At 49.3% G+C, this 24,115-nt stretch carries 19 protein-coding genes; 10 read left to right on the forward strand and 9 right to left on the reverse strand.

Annotated elements, in window-relative coordinates:
• Nucleotides 1-53: 53 nt before the first annotated feature.
• On the reverse strand, nt 54-1,682 hold the full coding sequence (locus tag ACYVFD_RS00640; protein ID WP_461087490.1) for a DUF1800 domain-containing protein: 1,629 nt from the start codon (nt 1,680-1,682) through the stop codon (nt 54-56).
• 135 nt (nt 1,683-1,817) lie between these two features.
• On the reverse strand, nt 1,818-3,455 hold the full coding sequence (locus ACYVFD_RS00645; protein WP_461087492.1) for a DUF1800 domain-containing protein: 1,638 nt from the start codon (nt 3,453-3,455) through the stop codon (nt 1,818-1,820).
• 193 nt (nt 3,456-3,648) lie between these two features.
• On the opposite strand from ACYVFD_RS00645, the gene ACYVFD_RS00650 reads away from it, so the two are divergent.
• Nucleotides 3,649-4,767 carry a trans-sulfuration enzyme family protein gene (locus ACYVFD_RS00650; RefSeq protein WP_461087494.1) on the forward strand — a complete coding sequence of 373 codons (1,119 nt, stop codon included), beginning with the start codon at nt 3,649-3,651 and terminating at the stop codon, nt 4,765-4,767.
• A gap of 3 nt (nt 4,768-4,770) precedes the next feature.
• On the opposite strand, the gene ACYVFD_RS00655 is transcribed toward ACYVFD_RS00650, so the two are convergent.
• A complete protein-coding gene (locus ACYVFD_RS00655) occupies nt 4,771-5,085 on the reverse strand; it encodes a hypothetical protein (protein WP_461087496.1) in 315 nt (104 codons plus the stop codon).
• A gap of 135 nt (nt 5,086-5,220) precedes the next feature.
• Here ACYVFD_RS00655 and ACYVFD_RS00660 point away from each other — a divergent pair, with 135 nt between their 5' ends.
• The gene (locus ACYVFD_RS00660) at nt 5,221-5,817 is read left to right on the forward strand and encodes an NAD(P)H-dependent oxidoreductase (RefSeq protein ID WP_461087497.1); all 597 of its coding nucleotides are present in this window, start codon (nt 5,221-5,223) and stop codon (nt 5,815-5,817) included.
• 82 nt (nt 5,818-5,899) lie between these two features.
• Here ACYVFD_RS00660 and ACYVFD_RS00665 read toward each other — a convergent pair whose 3' ends face one another.
• The gene (locus ACYVFD_RS00665; RefSeq protein ID WP_461087499.1) at nt 5,900-8,188 is read right to left on the reverse strand and encodes a T9SS type A sorting domain-containing protein; all 2,289 of its coding nucleotides are present in this window, start codon (nt 8,186-8,188) and stop codon (nt 5,900-5,902) included.
• A gap of 179 nt (nt 8,189-8,367) precedes the next feature.
• On the reverse strand, nt 8,368-8,862 hold the full coding sequence (locus tag ACYVFD_RS00670) for a hypothetical protein (protein ID WP_461087501.1): 495 nt from the start codon (nt 8,860-8,862) through the stop codon (nt 8,368-8,370).
• Between the two features lie 339 nt (nt 8,863-9,201).
• On the opposite strand from ACYVFD_RS00670, the gene ACYVFD_RS00675 reads away from it, so the two are divergent.
• From ACYVFD_RS00675 to ACYVFD_RS00690, 4 genes are all read left to right on the forward strand, one after another.
• Nucleotides 9,202-9,939, forward strand: a complete 738-nt coding sequence (locus tag ACYVFD_RS00675) for a peptidase (RefSeq protein ID WP_461087503.1) — start codon at nt 9,202-9,204, stop codon at nt 9,937-9,939.
• A gap of 84 nt (nt 9,940-10,023) precedes the next feature.
• A complete protein-coding gene (locus ACYVFD_RS00680; protein WP_461087505.1) occupies nt 10,024-10,854 on the forward strand; it encodes a transglutaminase family protein in 831 nt (276 codons plus the stop codon).
• Between the two features lie 170 nt (nt 10,855-11,024).
• Nucleotides 11,025-12,437, forward strand: a complete 1,413-nt coding sequence (gene glmM, locus ACYVFD_RS00685; RefSeq protein ID WP_461087507.1) for a phosphoglucosamine mutase — start codon at nt 11,025-11,027, stop codon at nt 12,435-12,437.
• 271 nt (nt 12,438-12,708) lie between these two features.
• Nucleotides 12,709-13,071, forward strand: a complete 363-nt coding sequence (locus ACYVFD_RS00690; RefSeq protein WP_461087509.1) for a YtxH domain-containing protein — start codon at nt 12,709-12,711, stop codon at nt 13,069-13,071.
• An 84-nt stretch (nt 13,072-13,155) separates the two neighbouring features.
• Here ACYVFD_RS00690 and ACYVFD_RS00695 read toward each other — a convergent pair whose 3' ends face one another.
• The 3 genes from ACYVFD_RS00695 to ACYVFD_RS00705 all read right to left on the reverse strand — a co-directional run bounded on the left by ACYVFD_RS00695 (nt 13,156) and on the right by ACYVFD_RS00705 (nt 17,753).
• Nucleotides 13,156-13,701 carry a DUF2911 domain-containing protein gene (locus ACYVFD_RS00695; protein ID WP_461087510.1) on the reverse strand — a complete coding sequence of 182 codons (546 nt, stop codon included), beginning with the start codon at nt 13,699-13,701 and terminating at the stop codon, nt 13,156-13,158.
• 121 nt (nt 13,702-13,822) lie between these two features.
• A complete protein-coding gene (gene guaA / locus ACYVFD_RS00700) occupies nt 13,823-15,355 on the reverse strand; it encodes a glutamine-hydrolyzing GMP synthase (RefSeq protein ID WP_461087512.1) in 1,533 nt (510 codons plus the stop codon).
• A gap of 193 nt (nt 15,356-15,548) precedes the next feature.
• Complete coding sequence (locus tag ACYVFD_RS00705; protein ID WP_461087514.1) at nt 15,549-17,753, reverse strand: ATP-binding protein; 2,205 nt, start codon at nt 17,751-17,753, stop codon at nt 15,549-15,551.
• A gap of 157 nt (nt 17,754-17,910) precedes the next feature.
• Here ACYVFD_RS00705 and ACYVFD_RS00710 point away from each other — a divergent pair, with 157 nt between their 5' ends.
• Together ACYVFD_RS00710 and ACYVFD_RS00715 are read left to right on the forward strand one after the other, a co-directional pair.
• Complete coding sequence (locus tag ACYVFD_RS00710) at nt 17,911-19,137, forward strand: ABC transporter permease (RefSeq protein ID WP_461087516.1); 1,227 nt, start codon at nt 17,911-17,913, stop codon at nt 19,135-19,137.
• Nucleotides 19,138-19,318: 181 nt separating this feature from the next.
• The gene (locus ACYVFD_RS00715) at nt 19,319-20,728 is read left to right on the forward strand and encodes a serine hydrolase (protein ID WP_461087518.1); all 1,410 of its coding nucleotides are present in this window, start codon (nt 19,319-19,321) and stop codon (nt 20,726-20,728) included.
• Between the two features lie 109 nt (nt 20,729-20,837).
• Here ACYVFD_RS00715 and ACYVFD_RS00720 read toward each other — a convergent pair whose 3' ends face one another.
• Nucleotides 20,838-23,285, reverse strand: coding sequence for a prolyl oligopeptidase family serine peptidase (locus ACYVFD_RS00720; protein WP_461087520.1), 2,448 nt, complete (start codon nt 23,283-23,285; stop codon nt 20,838-20,840).
• 73 nt (nt 23,286-23,358) lie between these two features.
• Between ACYVFD_RS00720 and ACYVFD_RS00725 the strand changes: the two genes are divergently transcribed.
• Nucleotides 23,359-23,694 (forward strand): nucleotidyltransferase domain-containing protein, encoded by a 336-nt coding sequence (locus ACYVFD_RS00725; protein WP_461087522.1) that lies wholly within the window; start codon nt 23,359-23,361, stop codon nt 23,692-23,694.
• Nucleotides 23,691-24,080, forward strand: a complete 390-nt coding sequence (locus tag ACYVFD_RS00730; RefSeq protein WP_461087524.1) for a HEPN domain-containing protein — start codon at nt 23,691-23,693, stop codon at nt 24,078-24,080. Before ACYVFD_RS00725 ends, ACYVFD_RS00730 begins: the two co-directional genes overlap by 4 nt.
• Nucleotides 24,081-24,115: the final 35 nt, after the last annotated feature.

The raw sequence follows: 24,115 nt of genomic DNA on the forward strand, positions 1-24,115 counted from the left end.
CAACTATTCACCGCGACGGCGGACCGTTCATTCTATCATTCACTCATTCAGAATTAACAAAGGTGATATTCAGCCATGCGGAGCATGTATTTCATTAAATTCTGTAGTCGGTACAGCACCGCATTTTTTCGATTTGTATTCGTTGGCGCTGAGCGATAGTTGTTCCACTCAACCGTCCAGGATGTACGGGGAATGCCCTGCATCATAATGGTGTCGATCAGGAAGTTGGTCTGCGACGGAAACAGGTCAAGAGCAAACAGGTTTTTGGCAAAAGCGGTCTGCACATCAACACAGGAAATGGCCGGGGTTCCGGCTACATCGGCGAAATTTGGTTGTAAGGACGTTGCCCAACCCAGTAGGTCGATACCCATTTTATAGTCGGGTTTCACCTGGAGCCACCGCCAGATGTAAGCATCGGTATAATCACTCCGAAGGGCCAGCGTGGTGGTGTTCATCCAGATTTTCGAATACCCGGTCTGGTAAAACGCATCATACCCGAAAACAGACGGCTGATCGACCAGCGCCATCTGCATATCGCGCATTCGCCAGAACATGAAATCGCAATACACCTTAAAGGCGGCATAATCGGTAGTCATATCGGGCACGGGTTGGTTGAAAAATCGCATAGCCCCGACGGCCAGATCGACCGGTGATTTTACCATAGCGCCCCGGTTGGTATCATCGAAAAAAATCTGGCTGGTCAGTAGCTTGACGATAACCGGCTGGATGGCGTAGTTATTTGACGGACTGGCAAAAAACTGCGCCAGTGGACTAATGACGTTATCCTCAATAGCCTGCGTGACGTTGGGATTGACATACCACCGATACAGCTTCCGGCAGATGAACCGGGAGGTCTGCGGGTGATTCAGCAGCATGGTCACCAGATCGGCTAGTTCATCGTCACCCGCTGTCGTAGTCGATCGTCCCGTAATGGTCGTATTGTTGTAGTAAGCCGAAAAGGTTTTGTTTGTTTTGTCGTGTTTCGACAGGGTGAACGTGGTGCTAAAACTGGTTGAGCCAGTCACCCAATAGTTGGTATATTTCCAGCCGGTGAGTACCCGGGCCGCTGCTTTTACATCGTCTTCGGTATAATTCTTATTCCCGGCAAAGTCGAACGCACCTACCGTAAACAATTCCTGAAGCTCGCGGGCGTAGTTTTCGTTAGGCTTGCCTACTTCGTTTTCGTTGCCATTCAGGTAGCGCAGCATAGCGGGTTCCTTACTGATCTGTGTGACCAGTGTGCGAAAGTTCCCCAAAGCATTGTTGCGCAAGAGCAGCATATATTGATTCACAAAGCGATAGTCATCGACGACTTCGCGGGTCGTGACGAAATGATTTTGCCAGAAGAGGGTTAGTTTATCAAGCAGGCTCGGCGGGGCAGTCTGAGAAGCCATGAGGCCCAGCCACCAATACCGTAAATAATGCCCAAAATCAAAATTCCGGTCGCCGTTGAACGGTTTGTCGAGGTACGTCTGACCGGCGGTTGCTTTTGTACTGTCCAGGTCAACGGGTGGCGGTGGTGAGTAGTTAGCGTTGCTGATTAGCTGCTGAACTGCCTGCGTAGCCGTTAAGTCCGTGAAATTGGTTATTTCGGTCTGCGTTGGCCCGAAGGTTGCCCGCCGAAGCAAATGGGCAGCCATCTTGGCCGTAAGCAGGGTTGTATACGGGTCCAGATAAGGCATTCAATACGAGTACGTTACGGTTAGAGACAATCCAAACTTATTTTTGGTCAAGTTTTTAATTGTCTGACAAACAACAAGTTTACTGATTTGTTGAAAAATAAACAACAAACCAGGAGATTAAAAATAATGTCGGCTTCAACAGATATGATACTCGGCCATCCGAAGCATATATTTCATTAGATTTTCTAAACGAGAGCGAACTTCATAACGGGCTCCTCCGTCGTCGGGATTGGTTCGGTATGCATTCCACTGAAATGTCCAGGAGGTGCGCGGTAAGCCCTGCATCATGATGGTATCGATCAAAAAGTCCTTCTGAGTTTGTTGCAACTCAATGGCAAACAGATTTTTGGAAAACCCATCCTGCACCACGGCACAGGAAATGGCGGGTGTACCGGCTACATCCGAAAAATTCGGCTGGAGCGATGTGGCCCAGGCCAGTACGTCGATCCCCACCAGATAGCCTGGTTCTACCTGTAAGTACCGTAATACATAGGCATCCATGTACTCATAGCGATAGCCAATAGTGGTGGTGTTGATCCAGATCTTTGTATAACCCGTATCGTAATAAGGCTCATACCCGAAAACGGAGGGCTGATCCAGCAACGGCATAAGCATGTCCTGCATCCGGTAAAACATAAAATCGGTATAGTTGCGAAAACCGACATAATGCGTTGGCAGCGCCGGAACGGGCTGATTGAACAGGCGCATGGACCCAACGGCCAGGTCGGCTGGCGACTTTACCAAAGCACCGATGTTGGTATCATCGAAAAAGACCTGACTGGTCAGTAGTTTTTCGATGACTGGCTGAATGGCAAAATTAGTGGTGACGAATAGCTGGGCGAGTGGGATAATAATATCGTCCTCGATCGTCTGCGTGACGTTGGGATTGACATACCACCGATACAGTTTCCGGCAAATGAATCGGGCCGAAGCCGGGTGGTTTAGTAGCATCGTAACTAGATCGCTAAGCTCGGCATCGCCCGCTGTAATGGTAGGGGATGGATTGGTAGCTCGACCGACAATCACGGTATTGTTGTAATGCTCCGAAAACGTTTTGTCGGAACTGTCGTGATTCGCCAGATTAAAGACCGTTGTAAAACTGGTCGAGCTGTCGACTTCGTAGTTTGTGTATTCCCAGCCGGTTAGCACTTTAGCAGCTGCTTTTACGTCGTCTTCGGTATAATTTTTAGCCCCCGTAAAATCGAAAACGCCAACCGTGAACAACTCCTGTAGCTCGCGGGCGTAATTTTCATTCGGATGCCCGACGATGTTCTCGTTCCCGTTCAGGTAACGAAGCATGGCCGGGTCTTTGGTGATCTGGATGACCAGATTCCGAAAGTTACCCAGTGCATTGTTTCGCAGCAGCAGCAGATATTGATTCAGAAACCGATAATCGCCAACCGTTGACCGGGTGGTTACGAAATGGTTTTGCCAGAAGAGGGTCAGCTTATCGAGCAGACTGATGGGAGTCGTCTGCGACGCCATCAGGCCCAGCCACCAGCAACTCAGGTAGTGGCCAAAATCGAAATTTCGGTTGTGGTTGAAGGGTTTATCCAGATAGGTTTGTCCTGCGGTTGGCTGGTATTCGTCCAGATCGACGGGTGGAGCGGGCGAATAATTCGCATTGGTAATCAACTGCTGAACAGCCTGCGTGGCCGTTAGGCCGGTAAAGCTGGTGATTTCGGTTTGGGTTGGCCCAAAGGTTGCTCGTCGGAGCAAATGCGCGGCCGTTTTAGCCGTAAGCGGAGTTGTATACGTCGCCAGAGAAGGCATCTAATCCATCTGTTCCAGTGAAAAAACTAGTAAAGTGGGTTAGGAGGGAAGAAACAATTTAGTGCCTGATGGCAAAATAACCAACAGAAACCAGCAATTTCGATAGCAAAAAATGAGCCGTATTTACGGTTCGGTATGATTAGTCAACGGTATTCGGTTTACAGTTGACCGTTTACGTTAAAAATAGCTCCTTATGCACTTCGATACGCTTGCCCTTCGCGCGACCCACCAGCCTGACCCAGCTACCGGGGTTGTGGTTCCGCCCATCCATCTATCGACAACTTACGCCCGAAATGAAGCCAACGAGTTGCCCGCCCATTATATCTACACCCGCCCCAACAACCCTACCCGGGAGGCTCTGGAAAAAGCACTGGCAACCCTCGAAGGTGGCGCGGTTGGAATGGCGTTTGGATCAGGGCAGGGAGCCACAATGACGTTGTTTCAGGCGCTCAGTCCGGGCGATCATGTGTTGTTGTCGACCGATGCGTATTATGGCACGCCAGCCCTGCTCGAACAGGTGTTTCATCCGTGGGGGCTTACTTATACCCGAGTCGATATGCGGGATCTGGAAGCTGTGCGGGCGTCGATTCACGAAAATACCCGCGTGGTCTGGTGCGAAACGCCGTCCAACCCAATGCTCGATATTGCCGATTTGCAGTCGATAAGCCAGCTAGCACACGAAGCTGGGGCCATTTGTGTGTGCGATAACACCTGGGCTACCCCTGTGTTGCAACAGTCGTTAGAGTTAGGTTGCGATGTGGTGATGCACTCAACGACCAAATACCTGAGTGGCCATAGTGATGTATTGGGAGGAGCCCTGATCTTCAAAGAAGAGAACGAATTCACCCAGCGGGTGCGGCTATTGCAGGGGTTATCGGGGGCGGTTCCATCGCCCTTCGACTGTTGGCTGGTGAGCCGGGGAATCAAAACGCTGGGTGTGCGGGTACGGGCCCAAAGCGCCACGGCGCAGGTTTTGGCTGAGTTCTTGGACAGTCATCCGGCTGTTGAAAAAGTACATTATCCCGGTCTGGCAAACCATCCGCAACGTGCCGTTATTCAGCAGCAAATGAAAGGTCCCGGAGCGATGCTATCGGTTCAGGTAAAAGGAGGGGCTGAGGAAGCACTTCAATTTATCGGTAAGCTGAAATTATTCACGCGGGCAACGAGCTTGGGCGGGGTCGAAAGCCTGATCGAACACCGGGCCACTGCCGAAGGCCCCAACTCGATAACACCCAAGAACCTGTTACGCATTTCTGTAGGGCTTGAGCATGCCGACGATTTGCTGGCCGATCTGAAGCAGGCGTTGGACTAAAGTCTACCGACGCTTTTTCGGTATAGCCTGAGTTCCTGGATTCCAATAATACATCCGATTTTTAGGGTTCAGGTTTTTGAGTTGGATAGTGTAAGCTGTTGATGAGTCGGGCACTTTTATCGGCATATTATCCAATGTGGCCCGCCTAACATTTTTGGGGTCCATGGGGTGCCGGTAAAATGAATTTTGAGGACGCGCATTAGGCATCAGGTCTGGCGGGAAAACCGAAGGCAACGAATCATTGCGGATGCTGGTAGAGGGTACCTGGGCCATCGCGCAGGTTATGGTGAGCAGGGTGAGGATACAGACAAGTTTCATTAGCTATAACCGTTTGATTGCTAAACTTGTATATAGACCCGCCTTGTGACAAAATCGTTGCAGTGTACTACAAAAAGTTACGAACTAAAGGAACAGCCTAAGGGTTCTCTAAGCGAATTGAATTAGTCTACTACAATGAAAATTGCGCTTATAGCTACCTCGTCGCGCAAGAACAGCAATTCGTTGCGCTTTGTGTCTTACCTCCGCCATCTTTTGGCCGAAGAAGAACACCATGAGGTTTCGATCATAGATTTTGAGCAGTACGATATTCCATTTGTTGGACAGGGTACTGTTAAAAAAGATGCACTGACGCCATTTCAGGACGCTCTGATCAGTAATTGGGATGCGGCTGATCTGGTGATTTTTGCCATGCCTGAGTACAACTGGACGGCACCACCACAGGCTACCAACACGATTCATCAGTTGGGTGGACCTGCGTTTAAGCACTTATTCGACAATAAAGTGTTTGCCATGGTGGGGGTTTCGAACGGGCGCGGTGGCCGACAACCCGCTTTGGATATGACTACGGTGGTGAACAAAATCATCAGCTTTACCAATAGCTATTCGATTGTGTCGCCCAAACTGTACGAGTCGCACGAAACGGCTATCAATCTGGACGAACACGGTCATTTTGTGGGGCATGAAGTGTACGAACGAACCGTGCGGGCCTTTGTCGATTATACGCTGAACGTAGCGCAGCGATGGACGAGCCCCAGTTTAGTTGAGAAATAACACAACGCGGCTCCGGAACTATCCGGAGCCGCGTTACTTATAGACCAGTACCTATTGAAACGAATGAGCTTGTTTGATTGCCTCACTCAACGGCAACCCGCATCAGCGATTGACGCGATTCGGCTGTTATTTTTAGTAGATACGTTCCGGTCGAAATTCCATCCAACGGCCATTCGACCAGCTTCCTGCCGGTAAACGCCGGAATCTGGTATTCCCGAACCGATCGGCCTGACACATCGACCAGATGAACCTGAAGCGCTGATCGTTCCAACTGTTCTATTTCAAGACGCAACCGATCTGATATTGGATTGGGAACTACCCGTACCGTTAAATTGGGGTTTGGTTCATCCAGCGCCGTCAGTACAAAATTGTAGGCATCGGAAGGGGGAGAAGCGCAGCCATTCTGCGTGACGACTACCGTATACCGACCGCTCGCATAAGGAACCAGTGTGGCACTCGTGGCATTGGTGATAGCCGTAGCCGAACTCGTTCCCGTTTGCAAATACCACTGAATGCCGCTAGTCTGATTGACAACCAGGGTGCTGTTGGAGACCTGGCTGATAACCGGTTTGGCCGGTATTGGATTTTGAGCTTTTATCGTGACAAACAGTGTAGACGTTGTGCAGCGATTACTGTCGCGAACACTGATCGTATAGGTTCCTTCCGGTAAATTGACCTGAGTAGCGATGTAAGGTTTTAGCGTATCCAGCCGCTCAGTTGTCCAGTAATACGTAAACGGTTTGGCTCCTCCGGCTACCTGCACGGTTGCTTCACCATTGCGCATACCGGGGCACGTTACATTTTTGAGCGTACCTGTCGAAAGCGTTAAGGCACCACCATCAGTGACAATAGCAGTAGTGGTATCGGTACAGCCGCCATCATCGATTACCCGGACACGGTATGGACTGGGCGTCAGATTGTTGATTTGATTACTGGTTTGTAAAGCCTGACCAAGAATCTGAAAGCGTAGTCCGGTGCCCGTTCCTCCTGTACTGGCCAATTTGATAGCGCCGGTAGGACAGGTACAACAAGTGGCCGGTATAGGTGTAACCTGTATTTTTACCGGTGTTATATTTCCCAACGTTACAGATACTATACCGGTGCAGCCATTCACATCGGTGCCGACCACCGTATACGTTCCAACCGTAAGTCCTGTTAGAATACTGCTATTCTGCGGCACCGAACTGCTGGAGGCCTGATACAGAATGGCGCCGGTTCCGCCCGATGGGGTTACGATGATAGAACCTGTGTTTGGGCCAGAGCAGAGCACCGGCATTGCCGTCGCTTTGAGGGTTAAGGGAGCAGGCTGTGGAACCGCTACGTTTTGCTTACCCTTGCAACCGTTAACATCCATAACCGTTATCTCATAACTAGCAGCCGCCAATCCTGTAAACTGTGTACCTGACTGGAAGGCTCCAGTGCCAAGTTGATATTGGTATGGTGATAGTCCTCCTGTCACAGAAACACTGACACTGCCATCGATGGAACCAGTACAGCGAGTTGGTACGGGTGTTAATTTAATGGCAAATGGGGCTGGTTGGCCAATATAAACGGGTTTGTATAGTACACAACTGTTCTTGTCCGAAACAATCAGGGTGTATGTCGAATCAGATTTAAGTCCGTAGAAGGCACCTGATTCCTGGGGGGATGTCCCTCCCTGAAGCGCATACCGATAGTCACCTACGCCCCCGGCTCCTACTGCCACTAGCTGACCATCCCGACTGCCCACACAGGTGGCATTGATAACCGTAACATTGGCCGTTATTGGCGGGGGTTGTTTCAATTCGGCAGTGGTTTTTATGACACACCCTGCTGAATCTTTAACGACTACCGGGTAGCTACCGGAACGCAATGGTCCAAAGGCGTTGAACGTTTGAAAAGGAGAGTCACCCAACTGATACTCCAACAGCCCTACGCCACCACTACCATTGATAACAATGCCACCATCCAATAGATTGGTACAGGAGGGCGGGCGGTAGTCAAATGCAACCACAATAGGGCGATAAACCCGAACGGTACCCACAGCACTGGTCGTTGTAACAGCGGTAGAGCTTCCGGTGCCAGCTACCTGACAAAGGGCGGTATAGGAGGTTGTCTGCTGGGGAGTCACCACAATGACACTGCCTGTTTGGGTTGTCGACCAGCGGATGGTACCACCCGTAGGGCATCCAGATGCAGTTAGGGTGGTGCTGGTACCAGCGCATACCGATGCGGCCCCGCTTACGGTTACAACCACATCGGTTGGAGCGGCTGGGGTAACCGGGTCATCAGCCCAGACAGGTAGCCAAATACAGAACCCTATGAAAACACATAGGGCAGTCTTGAGATGGCGTACTAAAAGAAAGGGAAAGGAATGTATATGATTTATCATAACTAGGTATTCATAGCCTGACAAGCAAAGATAGCCTGTTCAGCCACGAAACCTACAACATAGGGCAAGTATTCGGATAGGATGGGGGGCAATTTATCCTATGGATGTTTTTCGGAAAATCAGTATTGACAAGAGAGGACTAATTCGGTTCAGAACCAACCGTTGACCAATAAACAGGATCAATAAAATAATCCCCAATCGTCCGGAGCATCGTTTTCCTTGTCGAAGCTGTTTACCCATTCAACAAACAGAATACGGAATTGCTCTATTTCATCACGAAGTAGATTCAAATAAGCGGTAGCAGCTAATTTTTCGGCTTTACAATAGGAGGTTTGGGCCAACAGCTCACGAGCATGCATCTTAATGATGACGGCATTTTCCATCCGAAGCGTATAAAGGTCTCCTCCTTCGGCTCCTACGATTTTGGGGGCCAGCATCATGGCATTTGCCAGCATCTGTTCGTGCATCATCAGCACGTCATCTTCTTTGTTGATGGTTTCCACAATGGCCTGTGTAAGTTCCATCAACTCATTCGCCTTCCGAAGGATCGGTAGATTCTTGATGCGTCGGTTTTCGGCTTCCATTTCGGCACGAGCCTCTTCGGGGTCATAGTCCTCATCGAAGCCATCCCAGTCCAGAAAGCTGTCGTCGTCGTCTTCGTCGTCAAAGTTCATTGCAAGATGGGCAAAGGGAATATCACCTTCTGCTTGCCAAAGTAACACAAACGTTTCCCAAAAACAAACCTTTTTCCCTAAAAACCCATCGACGAGTTACCACTTTTTTGGGTTAGGCCCTGAGTGTGTACAGATTCTGCTGATTCAGTTGCTTCCTTCCGCAATCGAGCGTATTCACAGAAACCATAGTGTTTAAAGGATCAACAGAATCAGTCTGAACTACACGTTCCGGTAACATCCATTCTCATTTTTGAAGAAAAACAAGCCTGCAAATCGAACAAAAATGGGGGTAACCTGTATATTTGTCGGGTTTACCATTTGGTTTTCCCACTGTATAGAATGACGTATTGCTTAGGTGTTAAGGTAGCGTCGGGCCTGGTTGCCATTGCCGACAGACGATTAACTTCGGGTACGGAGGTATCTTCCAACCGAAAAATATCCGTTCATGAAGTTGAGAATCACTCCCTGTTTATCATGACCTCGGGGTTACGTTCTGTCCGTGATAAAGCGATTACCTATTTCAGCGAAGTACTTACCGAACAGGACCGTTCATTCAATAAACTCTACAAGGCCGTCAATGCCTTTGGTGAGCAGGTGAAGCGCGTGGCTCAGGAAGATAAAGCCTCCATCATTGCCAATGGCCTGAATTTCAATCTGAATGCTATTGTGGGTGGGCAACTGGAAGACGATGCTGAACATAAACTGTTCATGCTCTATCCCGAAGGTAACTGGGTAGAGGTCGATCAGGGATCGCCGTTTAAGATTATCGGTAATTCGGGCTACGGAAAGCCGTTGTTGTTCCGGAATCTATCGTACGAATCCAGTATGCAGGATGCACTCAAAATAGGGTTTCTGGCCTTCGATGCCACCCGGGTTAGTGCCAATGATGTAGACTATCCGCTGGATGTAGTGATCTACCCGAAAAATAGTTTCCATATGACCGAGTATCGGCTCGACAAAGAAGATATGGACGAAATATCGCATCAGTGGAGTGCTTTGCTCAGCAATTCCGTTCGAAAATTGCCGTCCTACTGGATGGACCCTATCTTTGAAAAAGTTCGCGCCGTAAAACAATGATAAATGATGAATTATAAATGATAAATAGTCCTATCGGTAACTATCATTCATAACTCATCATTTATCATTCATAATTCAACGCTCATGCGCCTTCATGTTCGGCACGAATCTGAATATACGTACGATAGACCGGTTGCACTAGGGCCACAAACGCTCTATCTGTACCCGCGTATGTACCCGTATCAGCGGCTACTGTCTTACCAATTACAGATTGACCCCGAACCAGCCCGGATTGTCCGTAATGTGGATGTGGAGGGAAATGTACAGCAGGTTGTCTACTTTAATCATTTGACCTCACATCTTCGGGTGAATACAGAGATGGAACTGGAGTCCGATGAGTTCAACTCATTCGATTTTGTTCTGTTTCCCTTCGATACGCAGCAGGTGCCGTTCCGGTATCCAAAAATGGAAGAAGAGCTTCTACAGCCCTATCTGATTAAATTTGGCGTTACCGAGCAGATTGAAAACTGGGCGCGAGAGTTAGCTGCCCAGGCCGACTGGCAGACGACGGCATTTCTGATGACATTGAATCAGGCCATCTGGGGATTTGTCTACGAAGTTCGTGAGGATGGTCCACCGCTGCCGCCCGAACAGACACTAAATCAACGTAAAGGGTCTTGTCGCGATTATACGACCCTGTTTATGGCCGCCTGTCGGAGTTTGGGAATTGCTTCCCGGTTTGTGAGTGGCTATCTGTTTGGCAATCCGCAGCAGGAACATCAGCTCCATGCCTGGGCAGAGGTGTACTTGCCGGGTGCAGGCTGGCGCGGTTTCGACCCGACCGAAGGAACCTTAGTAGTGAACCGGCATGTATTTTTGACATCGACGGCTAAACCTGAACTGGCAGCCCCAATCAGTGGAATATTTATGGGACGAGCCAACTCGACCTTACGCTCAGAATTAACATTTATTTAGACAGATCAGTAATGCTCGTTCGTTTCTCTATATTGACTAATTATTGAAAAGTGTAAATTTTATATCAAAAACTGGCAACTCACCATTAAATAAGTAATGCAAATTGGTCGACGACTGACAACGATCAACTATTTTTACAATCTAACCAAAACAATTATCCAACCCGTCACGTGGCATTAATTAAGTCTATTTCCGGCATTCGAGGAACGATTGGAGGACAGAGTGGAGAAGGCCTGACACCCTTAGATGTCGTTAAATTTACAGCCGCCTTTGGGCAGTGGCTGCGGCAACGCAACCCCGATCGCCAAACGGTAGTCATTGGTCGGGACGGCCGACTGTCGGGTGAAATGGTTTCCAAGTTAGTGGCCGCTACGTTGCAGGGGCTTGGCCTCAGTGTGATTGATCTGGGGCTGTCGACGACGCCAACTGTCGAACTGGCAGTAGCAGGCGAAGGCGCTGCCGGTGGCATTATTCTGACAGCCAGCCATAACCCAATTCAGTGGAATGCGCTAAAATTATTGAACGAAGCAGGCGAGTTTATTTCGGCGCAGGACGGAGCCGATGTGCTTGCCATTGCCGAAAGCGAATCATTCGACTTTGCCGAAGTTCGGAAATTAGGTCAGTATCATGTTGATTCAACCTGGCTTCAGAAGCACATTGACCAGATTCTGGCTCTGCCACTGGTCGATAAAGAAGCGATTGCTGCCCGTAAATTCCGAATAGTGGTTGATGCTGTTAATTCAACAGGTGGTCTGGTTGTTCCAATGTTGCTGGAAGCGCTTGGCGTGGAGCAAGTGACGAAACTCCACTGCGAGCCGACCGGCAATTTTGCACACAATCCCGAACCACTGCCCGAAAACCTGCGCGACATTATCAAAGAAATGCAGAAAGGCAAAGCGGATCTCGGTATAGTGGTCGATCCTGACGTTGATCGGTTGGCCCTGATTTGTGAAGATGGTTCACCGTTTGGGGAAGAGTATACCCTGGTAGCCGTAGCCGATTATGTCCTGAAAAACAACACAACCGGAAGCTCCCGTTCGAGCAATACCGTGTCGAATATGTCGAGTACGATTGCGTTGCGGGATGTGACTCAGAAGTACGGTGGGCAGCATTTTGCATCGGCTGTGGGCGAAGTCAATGTGGTCGATATGATGAAGGAAAAAGATGCTGTAATTGGGGGCGAAGGCAACGGCGGAATTATTTATCCCGACCTGCACTTCGGGCGTGATGCGCTGGTAGGCATTGCGCTGTTCCTGACGCATTTGGCCAAGTCGGGCAAGCTGGCTTCCATTCTTCGCCGAACATACCCCAACTATTACATCTCGAAAAACAAGATTGAACTTACTCCCGATATCAACGTCGATGCTGTGCTCGACCGGATTCAGGCCAAATACGCCCGGAACCCGATCAATACCATCGATGGAGTAAAAATTGAGTTTGATAAAGAGTGGGTTCACCTGCGTAAATCGAATACAGAGCCTATTATCCGAATCTATTCCGAATCCGATACGCTGGCTACGGCCGACTATCTGGCCGGAAAAATTATCAGCGATATCCGGGAAGTGATTGCGGAGAAACGATAAGGTTTAGACGAGGCTACAGATCGGGCAATTGTTCCCGCTAGCCGATATAACATACTGAATTCAATAGGGCCACTACGAATATAGTGGCCCTATGTTTTCCCTACCTTGTAGAAAAAAATACTCAGCATTTATGGCGAAGATTAGTCCATAGATTCATTTGATTACCTATTTTTTCTTGATAGACAGAGGGTTAGGCTGGATGGCGAGTATGTGGCACACTTTTTTAGATAGCCCTGGTAATCATAGAATAAAACCAAGAACCAACACGATTATGAGCTTTCTAAGAGGAGTATTAGCAGGACTAGCCATTGGGTATCTGACAGCCCCCCGGAGCGGGAAAGAAACACGCGATAAACTATCGCAGGGAATGGACGATTTACAGCGTCAGTGGGAAGAAGGCGTCGACCAGGTAAAATCTCAGGTTGATCGGATGGTTGGGAAAGCTAGTAACACCGCCAATCAATACGCTAACGAAGCTGAGGAAATTTTCGATAAGTATAAAACGGAAGGTCAGGAAAAAGCTGATCAAAAAATAGGACAGGCCAAACGGTCATACAACAATGCTGTTGACAATGCGGCCAACTCCGCTGAAGAAGGAATTGACCGGACTCAGGAAGCGATTAAGATTGATTAATTGCTAGATTGATACAATCCACGAATGAATAAGGGACTGAGTAGCTACTCAGTCCCTTATTCATTCGTGATTACTCTGATTGCGTTATTTGATAGAAATCGGTACGTCAACAGTATCCCATTTCAGATCTACACCGTTGCTGTTGACTTCGTAAACAAGTTTCTCAGTCATCGCTGTTTTCTTAGGTTTCACATCTACAGTTAGCACATCGTTGGCTGGGTCGCGGTTGGCTTCGCCACCCCGTTTGATGCCCCACTGGCCGGTTTGTGAGTTAAAAATGATTTTCCACTCTTTTTCACCGGGTGTTGCAAACAGGCTGTACTTTCCAGCGGGTAAGGTCTTTCCTTCGACTTTGATGTCCTTATCAGTTTCAAAGATGGTGGCTTCGTTGGCACCGGCACGCCATACTTTGCCATACGGAGCCAGGCTACTGGCAGGGTCCCATACGCTCCGGCCTTTTACGGATGGGCTGCTGTAGTTGATCGTGACGGTAGCACCGCCAATTTTACCGCTGGCTGTAGCAGGAGGGCTGGGACGGCTGGCTTTGTCGCCCTGTGCGAAACTAATCATAGTCATAAAGATACCGGCCAGCGTAAGAGCCAGAACCCGGCTTATTGGTAATGTTTTCATACAGAAACAAAAGGTTAGAATTGCGGGCGAAAGTAGGAATTTTTTCCTAAACAAAACGCCCGATCAGTAAGTCGGGCGTTTGTAAAAATTGTTAATGGCTAAGTAGCTCACCTGCTACTAGTTATTCCCACTCGATAGTAGCCGGTGGTTTGGACGAAATGTCGTATACAACGCGGTTGACCCCCTTAACCCGGTTAATGATTTCGTTGGAAATATCGGCCAGGAACTCATAGGGCAAATGCGCCCAGTCGGCGGTCATACCATCAATGCTGGTTACCGCTCGTAAGGCAACTACGCGCTCGTAGGTACGTTCGTCGCCCATAACCCCAACCGATTGAACAGGCAGCAGCATCGCACCGGCCTGCCATACTTTATCGTATAGACCTTCGCGCTTCAGCCCGTCGATGAACAGCGCATCCACCTGTTGCAGAATAGCGACCTTTTCGGGGGTAATATCGCCCAGAATCCGAATCGCCAGCCCAGGGCCAGGGAATGGATGGCGTCCCAAAATGGTTTCGGGCAAGCCAAGCGTCCGACCAACGGCCCGTACTTCATCTTTAAAGAGGGTATTCAACGGCTCCACCACTTTAAGCTTCATGAAATCGGGGAGGCCACCCACGTTATGGTGGGATTTGATAGTAGCCGAAGGGCCTTTTACCGAAACGGATTCGATTACGTCGGGGTAAATGGTGCCCTGTCCCAGCCATGAAACACCGTCAATTAGGTGTGCTTCATGGTCGAACACGTCAATAAATGTTTTTCCGATGGCTTTCCGTTTGGCTTCAGGATCGGTCAAACCCGTAAGGGCTTGGTAAAAGCGATCTTTTGCATCGACGCCTTTGACGTTCAGTCCCAAGGTTTTATAGGACTCCAGAACGGTCTCAAATTCGTCTTTACGGAGCACACCATTATCAACAAAAATGCAGTAGAGATTGCTGCCGATAGCCTGGTGAATCAGCATGGCGGCCACCGACGAATCGACACCGCCCGACAGGCCTAAAACCACTTTATCGTTACCAATTTTTTGCTTCAACTGAGCCACCGTACTTTCGACAAACGACTCGGATGTCCAGTTCTGAGCACAGCCGCAAATGTCGACGACGAAGTTGTGGAGCAGTGTTTTGCCCTGTAACGAATGCGTCACTTCGGGGTGGAACTGGATGCCATACGTAGCTTCGCCTTCAATGTGGAAAGCCGCTACCCGAACGGTATCGGTCGACGCAATAATGGTAAAGTTTTCGGGAACGCTGGTAATGGTGTCTGCGTGTGACATCCACACCTGAGAGTGCTGATCAAGGCCTTTCAGGAGTGGATTCTCGGTATTGACCGTACCAAGTTTAGCCCGGCCATATTCGCGGATGGCTGAGGCCTGCACTTCGCCACCACTTGTATGTGCCAGTAGTTGGGCTCCATAACATACACCCAGAATAGGTAATTTATGCCGAAAAGCAGCCAGATGAACCTCGGGTGCATCAGCGTCGCGAACGGAAGACGGACTACCTGAAAGAATAATGCCCTTGACGTCAGCAGTGATCGTTGGAATGTGATTATATGGATGGATTTCGCAGTAAACGTTCAGTTCGCGTACCCGGCGGGCGATGAGTTGGGTGTATTGCGAACCAAAATCCAGAATCAGAATTTGTTCGGTGGCCATGTATAGGTCTCTAAAATGCAAAGTTAGAGCATTTTTCGTTTGACCAACTCAATTTTAATGACAAAAAGCGATTAAGCTTTCTCTGGCTTTGGTAGTGGTGCTGCGCTGTGATTGTGATGTCGGTTACTAGTAACCGATACAGTGAGCATCTGACATCACGAAAAGAGACCTTGTTTTTATGGAAACGCCTTCATTAGTTGATAGGTAGCCAGATGGTGAACGTTGTTCCCTGACCGGCAGTAGTTTCGAAGGTTAGGTTTCCTGAGTGCCCTTTGGTAATAATGTCGTAACTGAGCGATAGGCCCAGGCCTGTACCCTGCCCGGTGGGTTTGGTTGTGAAAAATGGATTGAACACTTTATTCCGGACCTGATCGGGTATACCTGTGCCATTGTCGCTGATCGTAATAGTGACGCCAGTATCTTCCTGAAGGGTGCTGACAACAACTGTTGGTTGATAGGTACTGGCCGCCTTTGTTGCCTGCTCGCGAACGGCATAAAAAGCGTTGTTGAACAAATTGAGCAGCACGCGGCCCATATCCTGTGGAACTACAGTTACCTGGCTCAGATTAGTGTCGAAATGGGTTTCCAACTGGGCGTTAAACTGCTTATCCGTTGCCCGCAGGCCGTGGTAAGACAACCGCAGATATTCATCGCAGAGGGCATTCAGATCCGCCGGCTCGCGCTGACCGGTACTGGTGCGGGCATGGCCCAGCATCCCTTTGATGATACTCGCGGCTCGGTTGCCATGTTGCCGGATCTTTTGCAGATTTCCTGTCAGATCGTCCAGTAATTCTTCTTCCAGTGTCGGGTCGCGGTCTTCACCCTTTTGTTGTTCCTCCCGTAGTTCGTCCAGCAATTCGCCTGATACTTCTGCAAAATTGTTGACGAAGTTGAGCGGGTTTTGGATTTCGTGGGCCACCCCGGCCGTCAGTTCACCCAGACTTGCCATTTTTTCGCGTTGAATCAACTGCTGTTGCGTCTCGCGAAGTTCAGTCAACGATTGGGTTAGCTCGGTTGTTCGTTCGGCTACCTGTTGTTCAAGGGTTTCGTTTTGCTGGGTTAAAATATGTTCTTTTTCGACCGAGAGTTGCTGAACTTCTACGAGCCGTTCTTCGAGGCTTTGGTTTGTCTGGGCGTGTTCACGTGCCAGAATGATCGCAAAGGTGATGGGAAGCGTCAGAAAGAAAAGCAGGTTGGTGATGGCCGTTAGAATCATGTTGAGGGCCGGAAAATGAACGGATAGCCACCAACTTGTCAGTCCACCGATCAGCAAAATGATAAGCATGGTCAGAATACTGTTCAGCATAAACCGGGCATTTGGCTGTTTGGCTCGCATTGCATTGATACTGACTCGTATCCCGTCGGCAAAAAGGCCGATAATAGCCAGAATGGACAGAAAGCTTGCCGTTCGCCAGGAAGTAGAAAACGAGTTGATAAGCCGGGGGGCAATAAGCAGAATAGCTTCGATAAGCAGAAACCAGGACAATGGCTGAGTCAGATAAGTGTAATAGGTAACCAGTAACATCAGCATAAAGGTCGACATGAGTACGCCCTGGCCTACGATGAGCCATTCGCCGAGAGCCGGATTGGTGACTAGCCCCAGCGATTCAATCAGGGCAATGCAACTGGCTCCTGAGACCATCGTTAGCCCAAAAACCAGATTGACCCGTTTGCGACGGTAGAAATAATACAGAAAATGGATCACGCTCAGCATTAGGAAGATACCCACCAATAGGTAATTTCCCAGCGCTTTTGTGTAGATGCGACTGGACTGGTTCTCGGCAAGATTTTGTGCTTTGAATAAACTGACCCGGAATATAGGCAGGTGTAAATACAGATATTTGGGCGCATACCAAGGGGGCGCTTGCTGCGACAGTCGTACTGCCAATACATGACGACCCTGGGCCAGCGGAGGGAGAATATAGACGGCGTTGTCGGACGGGGTATAGGGTATCTGGGTCCGATACGTAGACCCAACCTGACCCAGCCGTTGCCAAATAGAGCCGTCTATATACACTTCAGATGCTCCAACCTGGTTGAGCGCAGCCGCCAGTGGTACACCATGAACGGCTGAGTCCAATATAAACGTTTTACGAAGCCAACCAAATGGGCTTGGTTTCAACGTTTCTTCACGAAAGATGCTTCGACCGGGCTGGATAGTATCCCATCGACTGTCATCAAACGAAGGGCTAGCCCAAGCTGGATTATCGCCGGGATGCCAGCGCCAGCCACTGAGCAGGGGCAGGCCATCAGCCGGTAAACTGTCGATTTGGGTGATCGTCTGTGCATAAACTGACGTGTATATCAAGAGAGATAGCCCAACCAGCAGCCCTATTGAATAGTGTCGTAGCCTACCTGGCCCCCAAATTTTTCGATGCGTATAATCGGGAATAGTCATTGACAAGTTAATCCCTGTAAAACTCTTACTTTTACGTTGTAGAACAAAATAATAGCCGATAGTTGGCAGATGATAGTCAGTAGTCGATAGTACTTAAAGTAAGCAACTACTATTTACCATTGACTATTGACTGACAACTATCGACAAACCACTCAACTTGAACGTCCCTGTTTTTTTAGCCCGCAAGGTTCGCCACGCACCGGAGGGGAGTTTTTCGGCTACAGTTACCCGAATCGGCATTGGCAGCATCGCACTGGGTCTAGCCATTCTGATTGTAGCGTTTGCCGTATTATATGGGTTTAAGAATACCATACAGCAGAAAATCTTTCTGTTCGGGGCGCATTTGGGCGTGAGTAAGTTTACGAACAATATGTCGTATGAAGAAACCGCTTTGCCGCTACATTCCAAACTGTACAATGATAGCACCAGGATTCCGGGCGTTCGGCATATTCAGGCAGTGGCCTTAAAAGCGGGTATTCTCAAAACCAAAGAAGAACTGAGTGGAGTTATTCTGAAAGGGGTGGGTCGTGATTATGACTGGAATCTGTTTCAGGGATCGCTGGTGGCCGGAACGGTACCCGTTGTTGGTGCGGATACGGGTTCCGGGTCGACTCAACTGCTGCTGAGTCAATACATGGCCAATCAACTGGGCGTTAAAGTGGGCGAGAGCGTGCCGTTGTATTTTTTGGGAAATGCCCCCCGCGCCCGGAAGATGACCGTCGTTGGTATTTACGATACGGGGTTGGAGGAAGTCGATAAAACCATCGCGCTGGGCGATATTCGACTTATTCAGCGACTGAATCGCTGGGGACCTGATTCGGTAGGAAGCTACGAAATTTTTGTCAACGATTTTGCCCGACTCGACCAGACCGCCACCAGTGTGTTCCAGGATATGTCGCCCGAAATGCGGCTGACCCGGGTAACCGATCAATACAGACCCTTATTCGACTGGATGGTCCTGCTCGATCGAAATATGGTCATTTTGTTAAGCCTGATCACGTTTATCGCATCCTTCAACATGATCTCGGTGTTGCTGGTGCTGATGATGGAGCGAACGCCCATGATTGGCCTCCTGAAAGCACTGGGTGCGGCTAATCCACTGATCCGACGCATGTTTGTGTTCGTCGGGCTTAACATGGTTAGCTGGGGACTTCTCATTGGCAACGCGGTCGGGTTGGGGCTTTGCTATATTCAGGATCGCTTCAAGCTGATTCCGCTTGATCCTAAAAATTACTTCATGAACTACGTGCCCATCGTGTGGGACTGGCCAACGATTCTAGCCTTAAATGGTGCTACTATTTTATTGATTGCGCTGGTGCTCTGGTTTCCGACTTTTATCATCAACCGAATTCAGCCCGTTAAAGCTCTGGCGTTTAAGAAGTGAGCAGGCGCCATAGCCAAGCCTGAGCTTAGCTATGATATTTTTCGGTTTTGCTGTAACCCAATTGCGAAGTTGAAGTTTCCAGCGAAACTGAAAGCATATGAGGGGTAACCTACGTCGGATTGTAGCTGCATTTGTGGCCTGTTTAGTTGGAATAGTTTATTCACATTCGTTTGGCCAGCAGATGACAGCAAAGGCCTCAGTTCACCAACTGCCTAGTCAGGTCGATGCTTTTCTGCGTGAAAAAATCAACGAACGCCGGATTACCGGGCTTCAGGTAGCGGTGGTTCAGCATGGGAAGGTTGTGCTATCAAAGTCCTATGGCATGGCCAATGTGCAGGATAAGGTCCCAGTTACCAATCGAAGCATCTTCCCGATTTACTCCTGCACCAAGGCATTTACGGGCGTAGCAATCATGCAATTGGTAGAGGAGGGGAAAGTAGATCTTTCAGCCCCCGTGTCCCGCTATCTGGATGGTCTTCCGCAAACCTGGCAATCCGTTACCATCCGTCAACTACTGACCCATGTATCCGGTCTGCCCGACATCAATCGGATTCTGAATCCCAATACATATGGGCTTCAGGGCGTTGGTAGTGAGGAAGCCGCCTGGACGAAAGTTCAGACGATGCCTATGGATTTCCCAACCGGAGAGCAGTTTGCCTACAATCAGACGAACTATGTGCTGTTGGGGAAAATCATCGACAAATTCACCGGTAAACCTTTTGGTCAGGTATATAAAGAGCGTCAGTTTGATCTGGTCGGTATGCCCAACACGGTCTTTGGTGATTCACGGGATGTTATTCCGAATAAGGTGCAATCGTATGGGTATGTAAACCGGCTGGATGGGAAATCACTTGGATCGGAAAAACTGATCAATTCATATGGGGAGCATCCGCCATTTAAGCGAGCTTCTTCGGGCCTCAATAGTACTGCTGAAGATTTAGCCCATTGGGTAATTGCTCTGCAACAGGGTAAACTGTTAAAGACCACAGCAGCGCTTAGTACGCTCTGGACGGCTGGTCGCTACAACAATGGCAGTCCGACTCAATGGGCGCTCGGCTGGGTGACCAAACCTCGACCCAAGCATAGTGCGGTGACTATAACCGGCGGATCGGTGTCGGCCATTTTTGTGTATCCAGAAGATGATCTGGCCATCATTGCCTTTACCAATCTGTCGGGATCGTACCCGGAAGAGTTCCTGGATGAACTGGCTGGTTTCTATAATCCTGAAATTCCGTTGGCCGATCCCATTACATCGTTACGAATGCAGCTTCAGAAGCGTGGCTATAATCAGGCGCTCACCATCGCTGACGAATTGAAGAAGAAAGAAAAAAGCGAGTGGCCAACCGAGAACGACCTCAACGATTGGGCGTATCGAATGATGAACGGAAATAATAAGGCCAAAGATGCCCTGGAAGTTTTCAAATTAGTCGTTCGTCTTTATCCCGATAGCTGGAATGCCTACGACAGCCTCGGTGAAGCGCTGTTGAAGAACGGCAGAAAAGAAGAAGCCATCAGCATGTATCAGAAATCAGTGGCCCTAAACCCTGATAATCAGAACGGGAAAAAGATGCTGGAGCGGATTACGAAGTAAAGTTGGTTTAAACACATCGGACCGCCGAAGCGGAGACACGGAGTGCACAGAGGAATTGTAAGACTCTGTGCACTCCGTGTCTCCGCTTCGGCGGTCCGATGTGTTTAATCTATAGTCGTTCTTCAAATAACTTCAGGATGCGCTTGTACTCGTCCATCCAGCTCGTAGGTTCCACAAAGCCGTGGTCTTCGACGGGGTAGGCAGCTACTTCCCAGTTTTCTTTGCGTAGTTCAATCAACCGCTGGATAAGCCGGACGGTGTCCTGAAAATGAACGTTCACGTCGACCATGCCGTGGCAGATGAGCAGGTAATTTTTCAACCCTTCTGCAAAGTTGATGGGTGACGACATCCGGTACGAGAGTGAATCTAATTGCGGTTCGTTCAGGATGTTGGCGGTATAGCCGTGGTTGTAGGCAGCCCAGTCAGTTACGGGTCGGAGAGCAGCTCCAGCTTTGAACACATCGGGCGTAGTAAACATCGCCATCAACGTGATGAACCCACCATACGATCCACCATAAATTCCAATCCGGTTCGCATCGACGCCCTGGGTTTGTACCAGCCATTTAGCGGCATCGACATGGTCTTCTAAATCTTTGCCACCCATATGTCGGTATATGCCCGTCCGCCAGTCGCGACCGTAGCCAGCACTGGCCCGATAGTCGATGTCCAGTACCGTATACCCCTTATCGGTGAGCAGGTTATGGAACATGTATTCTCGGAAATACTGACTCCACCATTTGTGGGCGTTCTGTAAATAACCCGCCCCATGAACGAATACAACGGCCTTACCACTTGGTTTTACGGGTTTATAAAGACGGGCGTAAATTGTTTGGCCATCGCGGGCGGGGATGGTGACCATAGCCGGTTCGCGCCAGGGGTATTTTTTGAAATCGGCGGTCGGTGAGTCAGTGAGTTTGAGCGCTTCCTTAATCCCTTCTCCTTTCTTCCGTTCCTCCTTTAAATCCATTGCATACAGTTCCCAGGGCTGGTTGCTCGACGAGTAGCGAATGGCCATCCGGGTTTCGTTGGGAGCCAGCGTTACATCATTTGCACCTGTCATATTGGTGAGTTTCACGCGTTCACCACCCGTAACGGCCATCCGGTAATAGTGCTGTTCGCCGGGATGCACTTCGTTGGTTTGCAGGAAGAAAAACTTTTTGTCTTTCGATAATTGTACCTGCTGAACTTCAAACTTACCAGACGTTAGTTGTTTTTTCTCGCCCGTCAGCACATTAACTGTGTAGATATGCGAATAACCATCGGCTTCCGACTGAAACCAGATCGTTTGATTGTCGGCCAGGAAGTTCATATTGCCCGAGGAAGGGCCAAATCCCTGAATACCCGGTCCGCCAATCCAGGCATCGTCGTGCTGGCGATCGAGAACGGTGAGTTTCAAGGGCTCAGCCGGGCTTGCGTTCAAGTCAAGGCGCATAATCCAGCGGTCTTTGTTGTCGAACGACCGGGCGGTTACGACAGCCAGCTTACCATCGTCCGACCAAAGGACAGGGGTCATGGTCACGGGTCGCATTTTCTTGCTTGTGTCGGCTTTTGCTTTGGCGGTAGCTTTTAGATACGCGGGTTGGTCATAAATGCCCGGAATGGCTTTTAGGCTGACGGTCCGTACGGTATCTTTTACCCGATCATACACGAAAAACTCCTGCGTAGCGGCTGGGGCGCCTACTTTAGTACGGGCGGCCAGTTCTTCCGTATAGCCCGATTCGGTTACGTAATTAGGCACCTGTGCCGTTTTGGCATTCGATGCACTTTTGGACAGTCGATATGTAATGAACCGGCCATCGGGGCTGAGTTGTGGGCTGAGCAATTGCCGTTCGTCGAGGTAAATTTCTTTCGGCCGTTTGGGGCGGTCGGCTTTGCTGATGCGTTCGCCTTCTTCCTTCTTCTCTTTCCGCTCAGTCAGAACGGTCGAGAGCCGTAGGGCATCCTGTTTTAGGAATTTCTCCTCGTCGGTGGGTTTAGGGTCTGGTTTTTTTGAGCCGGATCGAAAGTCGGTCAATTGATCCAGTTGGCCTGTTTTCAGGTCGATGCTAAACAGGTTGTTGCTGCGCCGGAATACGACCCGTTGTTCATCGCCCGAAAAGTTCGGGTCATTTTCTACTTCAACCGTATTCGTCAGTTGGCGGATAGCGCCCGTTTTGACATCGAGCAAATACAAATCCCCCTGCCGGTCGAACAGTCGCTGGGTATAGGCCCGGTTGTAGGCGGCTACGGGTGGAGTTGGTAACGCCCGACGCTCGGCAGGACTCACTTTCACGGGTTTCGACGCCGTGAGTGGTTTGCCTTTGGCGGCTTGGGAGAACGTTACCTTATATAGCGAATCGCTTTTTGCCTTTTCGGGGTTCCAGTTAAAATAAAGCGTCTGCGAATCTTCGGACCAAAACGGGTTCGACGGAGCCGTGCCCACCCAGTTTTTGGGGTCCTGCATAATGGTTTCTACGGTGAGTTGTGGAAGCTCCGGCGTGCCCGACGCTTTTGGCGTCGATTGGGCAAGCGCCGATGCCGTCAAAAGAGTGAGTGGCCAGTAAAAGAGGTGTTTCATGCAAGAATGAAGTGAATTAGTTGTCGAAAGACCTGAAATTAGGAAGAAAAGGGCGAATCGCTTACTTTTCGGCGTGAAAACGCGCATCAATCCAGTCATCGAACCCATTGTGAGGGAGTTCAAAACTACCCTACAGACACTCTACGGCGATCGGCTGCATAATGTTGTATTGTATGGTTCGTATGCCAGGGGCGACTACGACGACGAGTCGGATATTGACCTGATGGTCTTGCTAAACGATGAAGAGGTAAATACCTATGCCGAGATACGAAGTTTGATTGATCTTGAAACGGATCTTTTGTTGCGTTATGGTTTAGCGATTTCACCTTTACCGGTTTCTTATCAAAAATATATAAGATCTCAAGCGGGTGTCTATCAAGAAGCTCGTAGGGAGGGAATAATCGTATGAAAGAACAAGTAGCGCGTTTTCTTGAACACGCCCAGTTTGCTTTAGACGATGCAGATTATTTATACCACGGCGGGCGCATACTGGCTGTCGCGAACAGGGCCTATTATGCTATATTTTATTGCGTCTGTGCATTGCTGGCATCAGAAGGTGTCTATACAAAAAAACACCAGGGCGCACGGGCTAAATTCAGCGAACTGTTTGTAAAAACGGGCCGATTCGATGCGCAATCCAGTAAAATTGTTGGCAATAATTTTGCTGCCCGTCAATCCGCAGATTATGACATGGAAGCTTTTCTCAGTGATGAGGAGGCAAAGTTGCTGCTAGACGATGCCCGGACGTTCTACGAATTGACGACTACTTACTTTGCACAAAACCCCATAGTTTAGGCTAGCCTGAGCTGAGAAATAAATTCATAACACAT

The organism is Spirosoma gilvum (genome assembly GCF_054776815.1).

Excerpts from the sequence above, each read along its gene's own strand:
- ACYVFD_RS00640 (WP_461087490.1), bottom strand. The coding sequence starts at position 1,682 with ATGCCTTATCTGGACCCGTATACAACCCTGCTTACGGCCAAGATGGCT.
- ACYVFD_RS00650 (WP_461087494.1), top strand. The coding sequence starts at position 3,649 with ATGCACTTCGATACGCTTGCCCTTCGCGCGACCCACCAGCCTGACCCA.
- ACYVFD_RS00645 (WP_461087492.1), bottom strand. The coding sequence starts at position 3,455 with ATGCCTTCTCTGGCGACGTATACAACTCCGCTTACGGCTAAAACGGCC.
- ACYVFD_RS00660 (WP_461087497.1), top strand. The coding sequence starts at position 5,221 with ATGAAAATTGCGCTTATAGCTACCTCGTCGCGCAAGAACAGCAATTCG.
- ACYVFD_RS00695 (WP_461087510.1), bottom strand. The coding sequence starts at position 13,701 with ATGAAAACATTACCAATAAGCCGGGTTCTGGCTCTTACGCTGGCCGGT.
- ACYVFD_RS00675 (WP_461087503.1), top strand. The coding sequence starts at position 9,202 with ATGACGTATTGCTTAGGTGTTAAGGTAGCGTCGGGCCTGGTTGCCATT.
- ACYVFD_RS00665 (WP_461087499.1), bottom strand. The coding sequence starts at position 8,188 with ATGATAAATCATATACATTCCTTTCCCTTTCTTTTAGTACGCCATCTC.
- guaA (WP_461087512.1), bottom strand. The coding sequence starts at position 15,355 with ATGGCCACCGAACAAATTCTGATTCTGGATTTTGGTTCGCAATACACC.
- ACYVFD_RS00705 (WP_461087514.1), bottom strand. The coding sequence starts at position 17,753 with ATGACTATTCCCGATTATACGCATCGAAAAATTTGGGGGCCAGGTAGG.
- ACYVFD_RS00670 (WP_461087501.1), bottom strand. The coding sequence starts at position 8,862 with ATGAACTTTGACGACGAAGACGACGACGACAGCTTTCTGGACTGGGAT.
- ACYVFD_RS00730 (WP_461087524.1), top strand. The coding sequence starts at position 23,691 with ATGAAAGAACAAGTAGCGCGTTTTCTTGAACACGCCCAGTTTGCTTTA.
- ACYVFD_RS00690 (WP_461087509.1), top strand. The coding sequence starts at position 12,709 with ATGAGCTTTCTAAGAGGAGTATTAGCAGGACTAGCCATTGGGTATCTG.
- ACYVFD_RS00655 (WP_461087496.1), bottom strand. The coding sequence starts at position 5,085 with ATGAAACTTGTCTGTATCCTCACCCTGCTCACCATAACCTGCGCGATG.
- ACYVFD_RS00720 (WP_461087520.1), bottom strand. The coding sequence starts at position 23,285 with ATGAAACACCTCTTTTACTGGCCACTCACTCTTTTGACGGCATCGGCG.
- ACYVFD_RS00715 (WP_461087518.1), top strand. The coding sequence starts at position 19,319 with ATGACAGCAAAGGCCTCAGTTCACCAACTGCCTAGTCAGGTCGATGCT.
- ACYVFD_RS00680 (WP_461087505.1), top strand. The coding sequence starts at position 10,024 with ATGCGCCTTCATGTTCGGCACGAATCTGAATATACGTACGATAGACCG.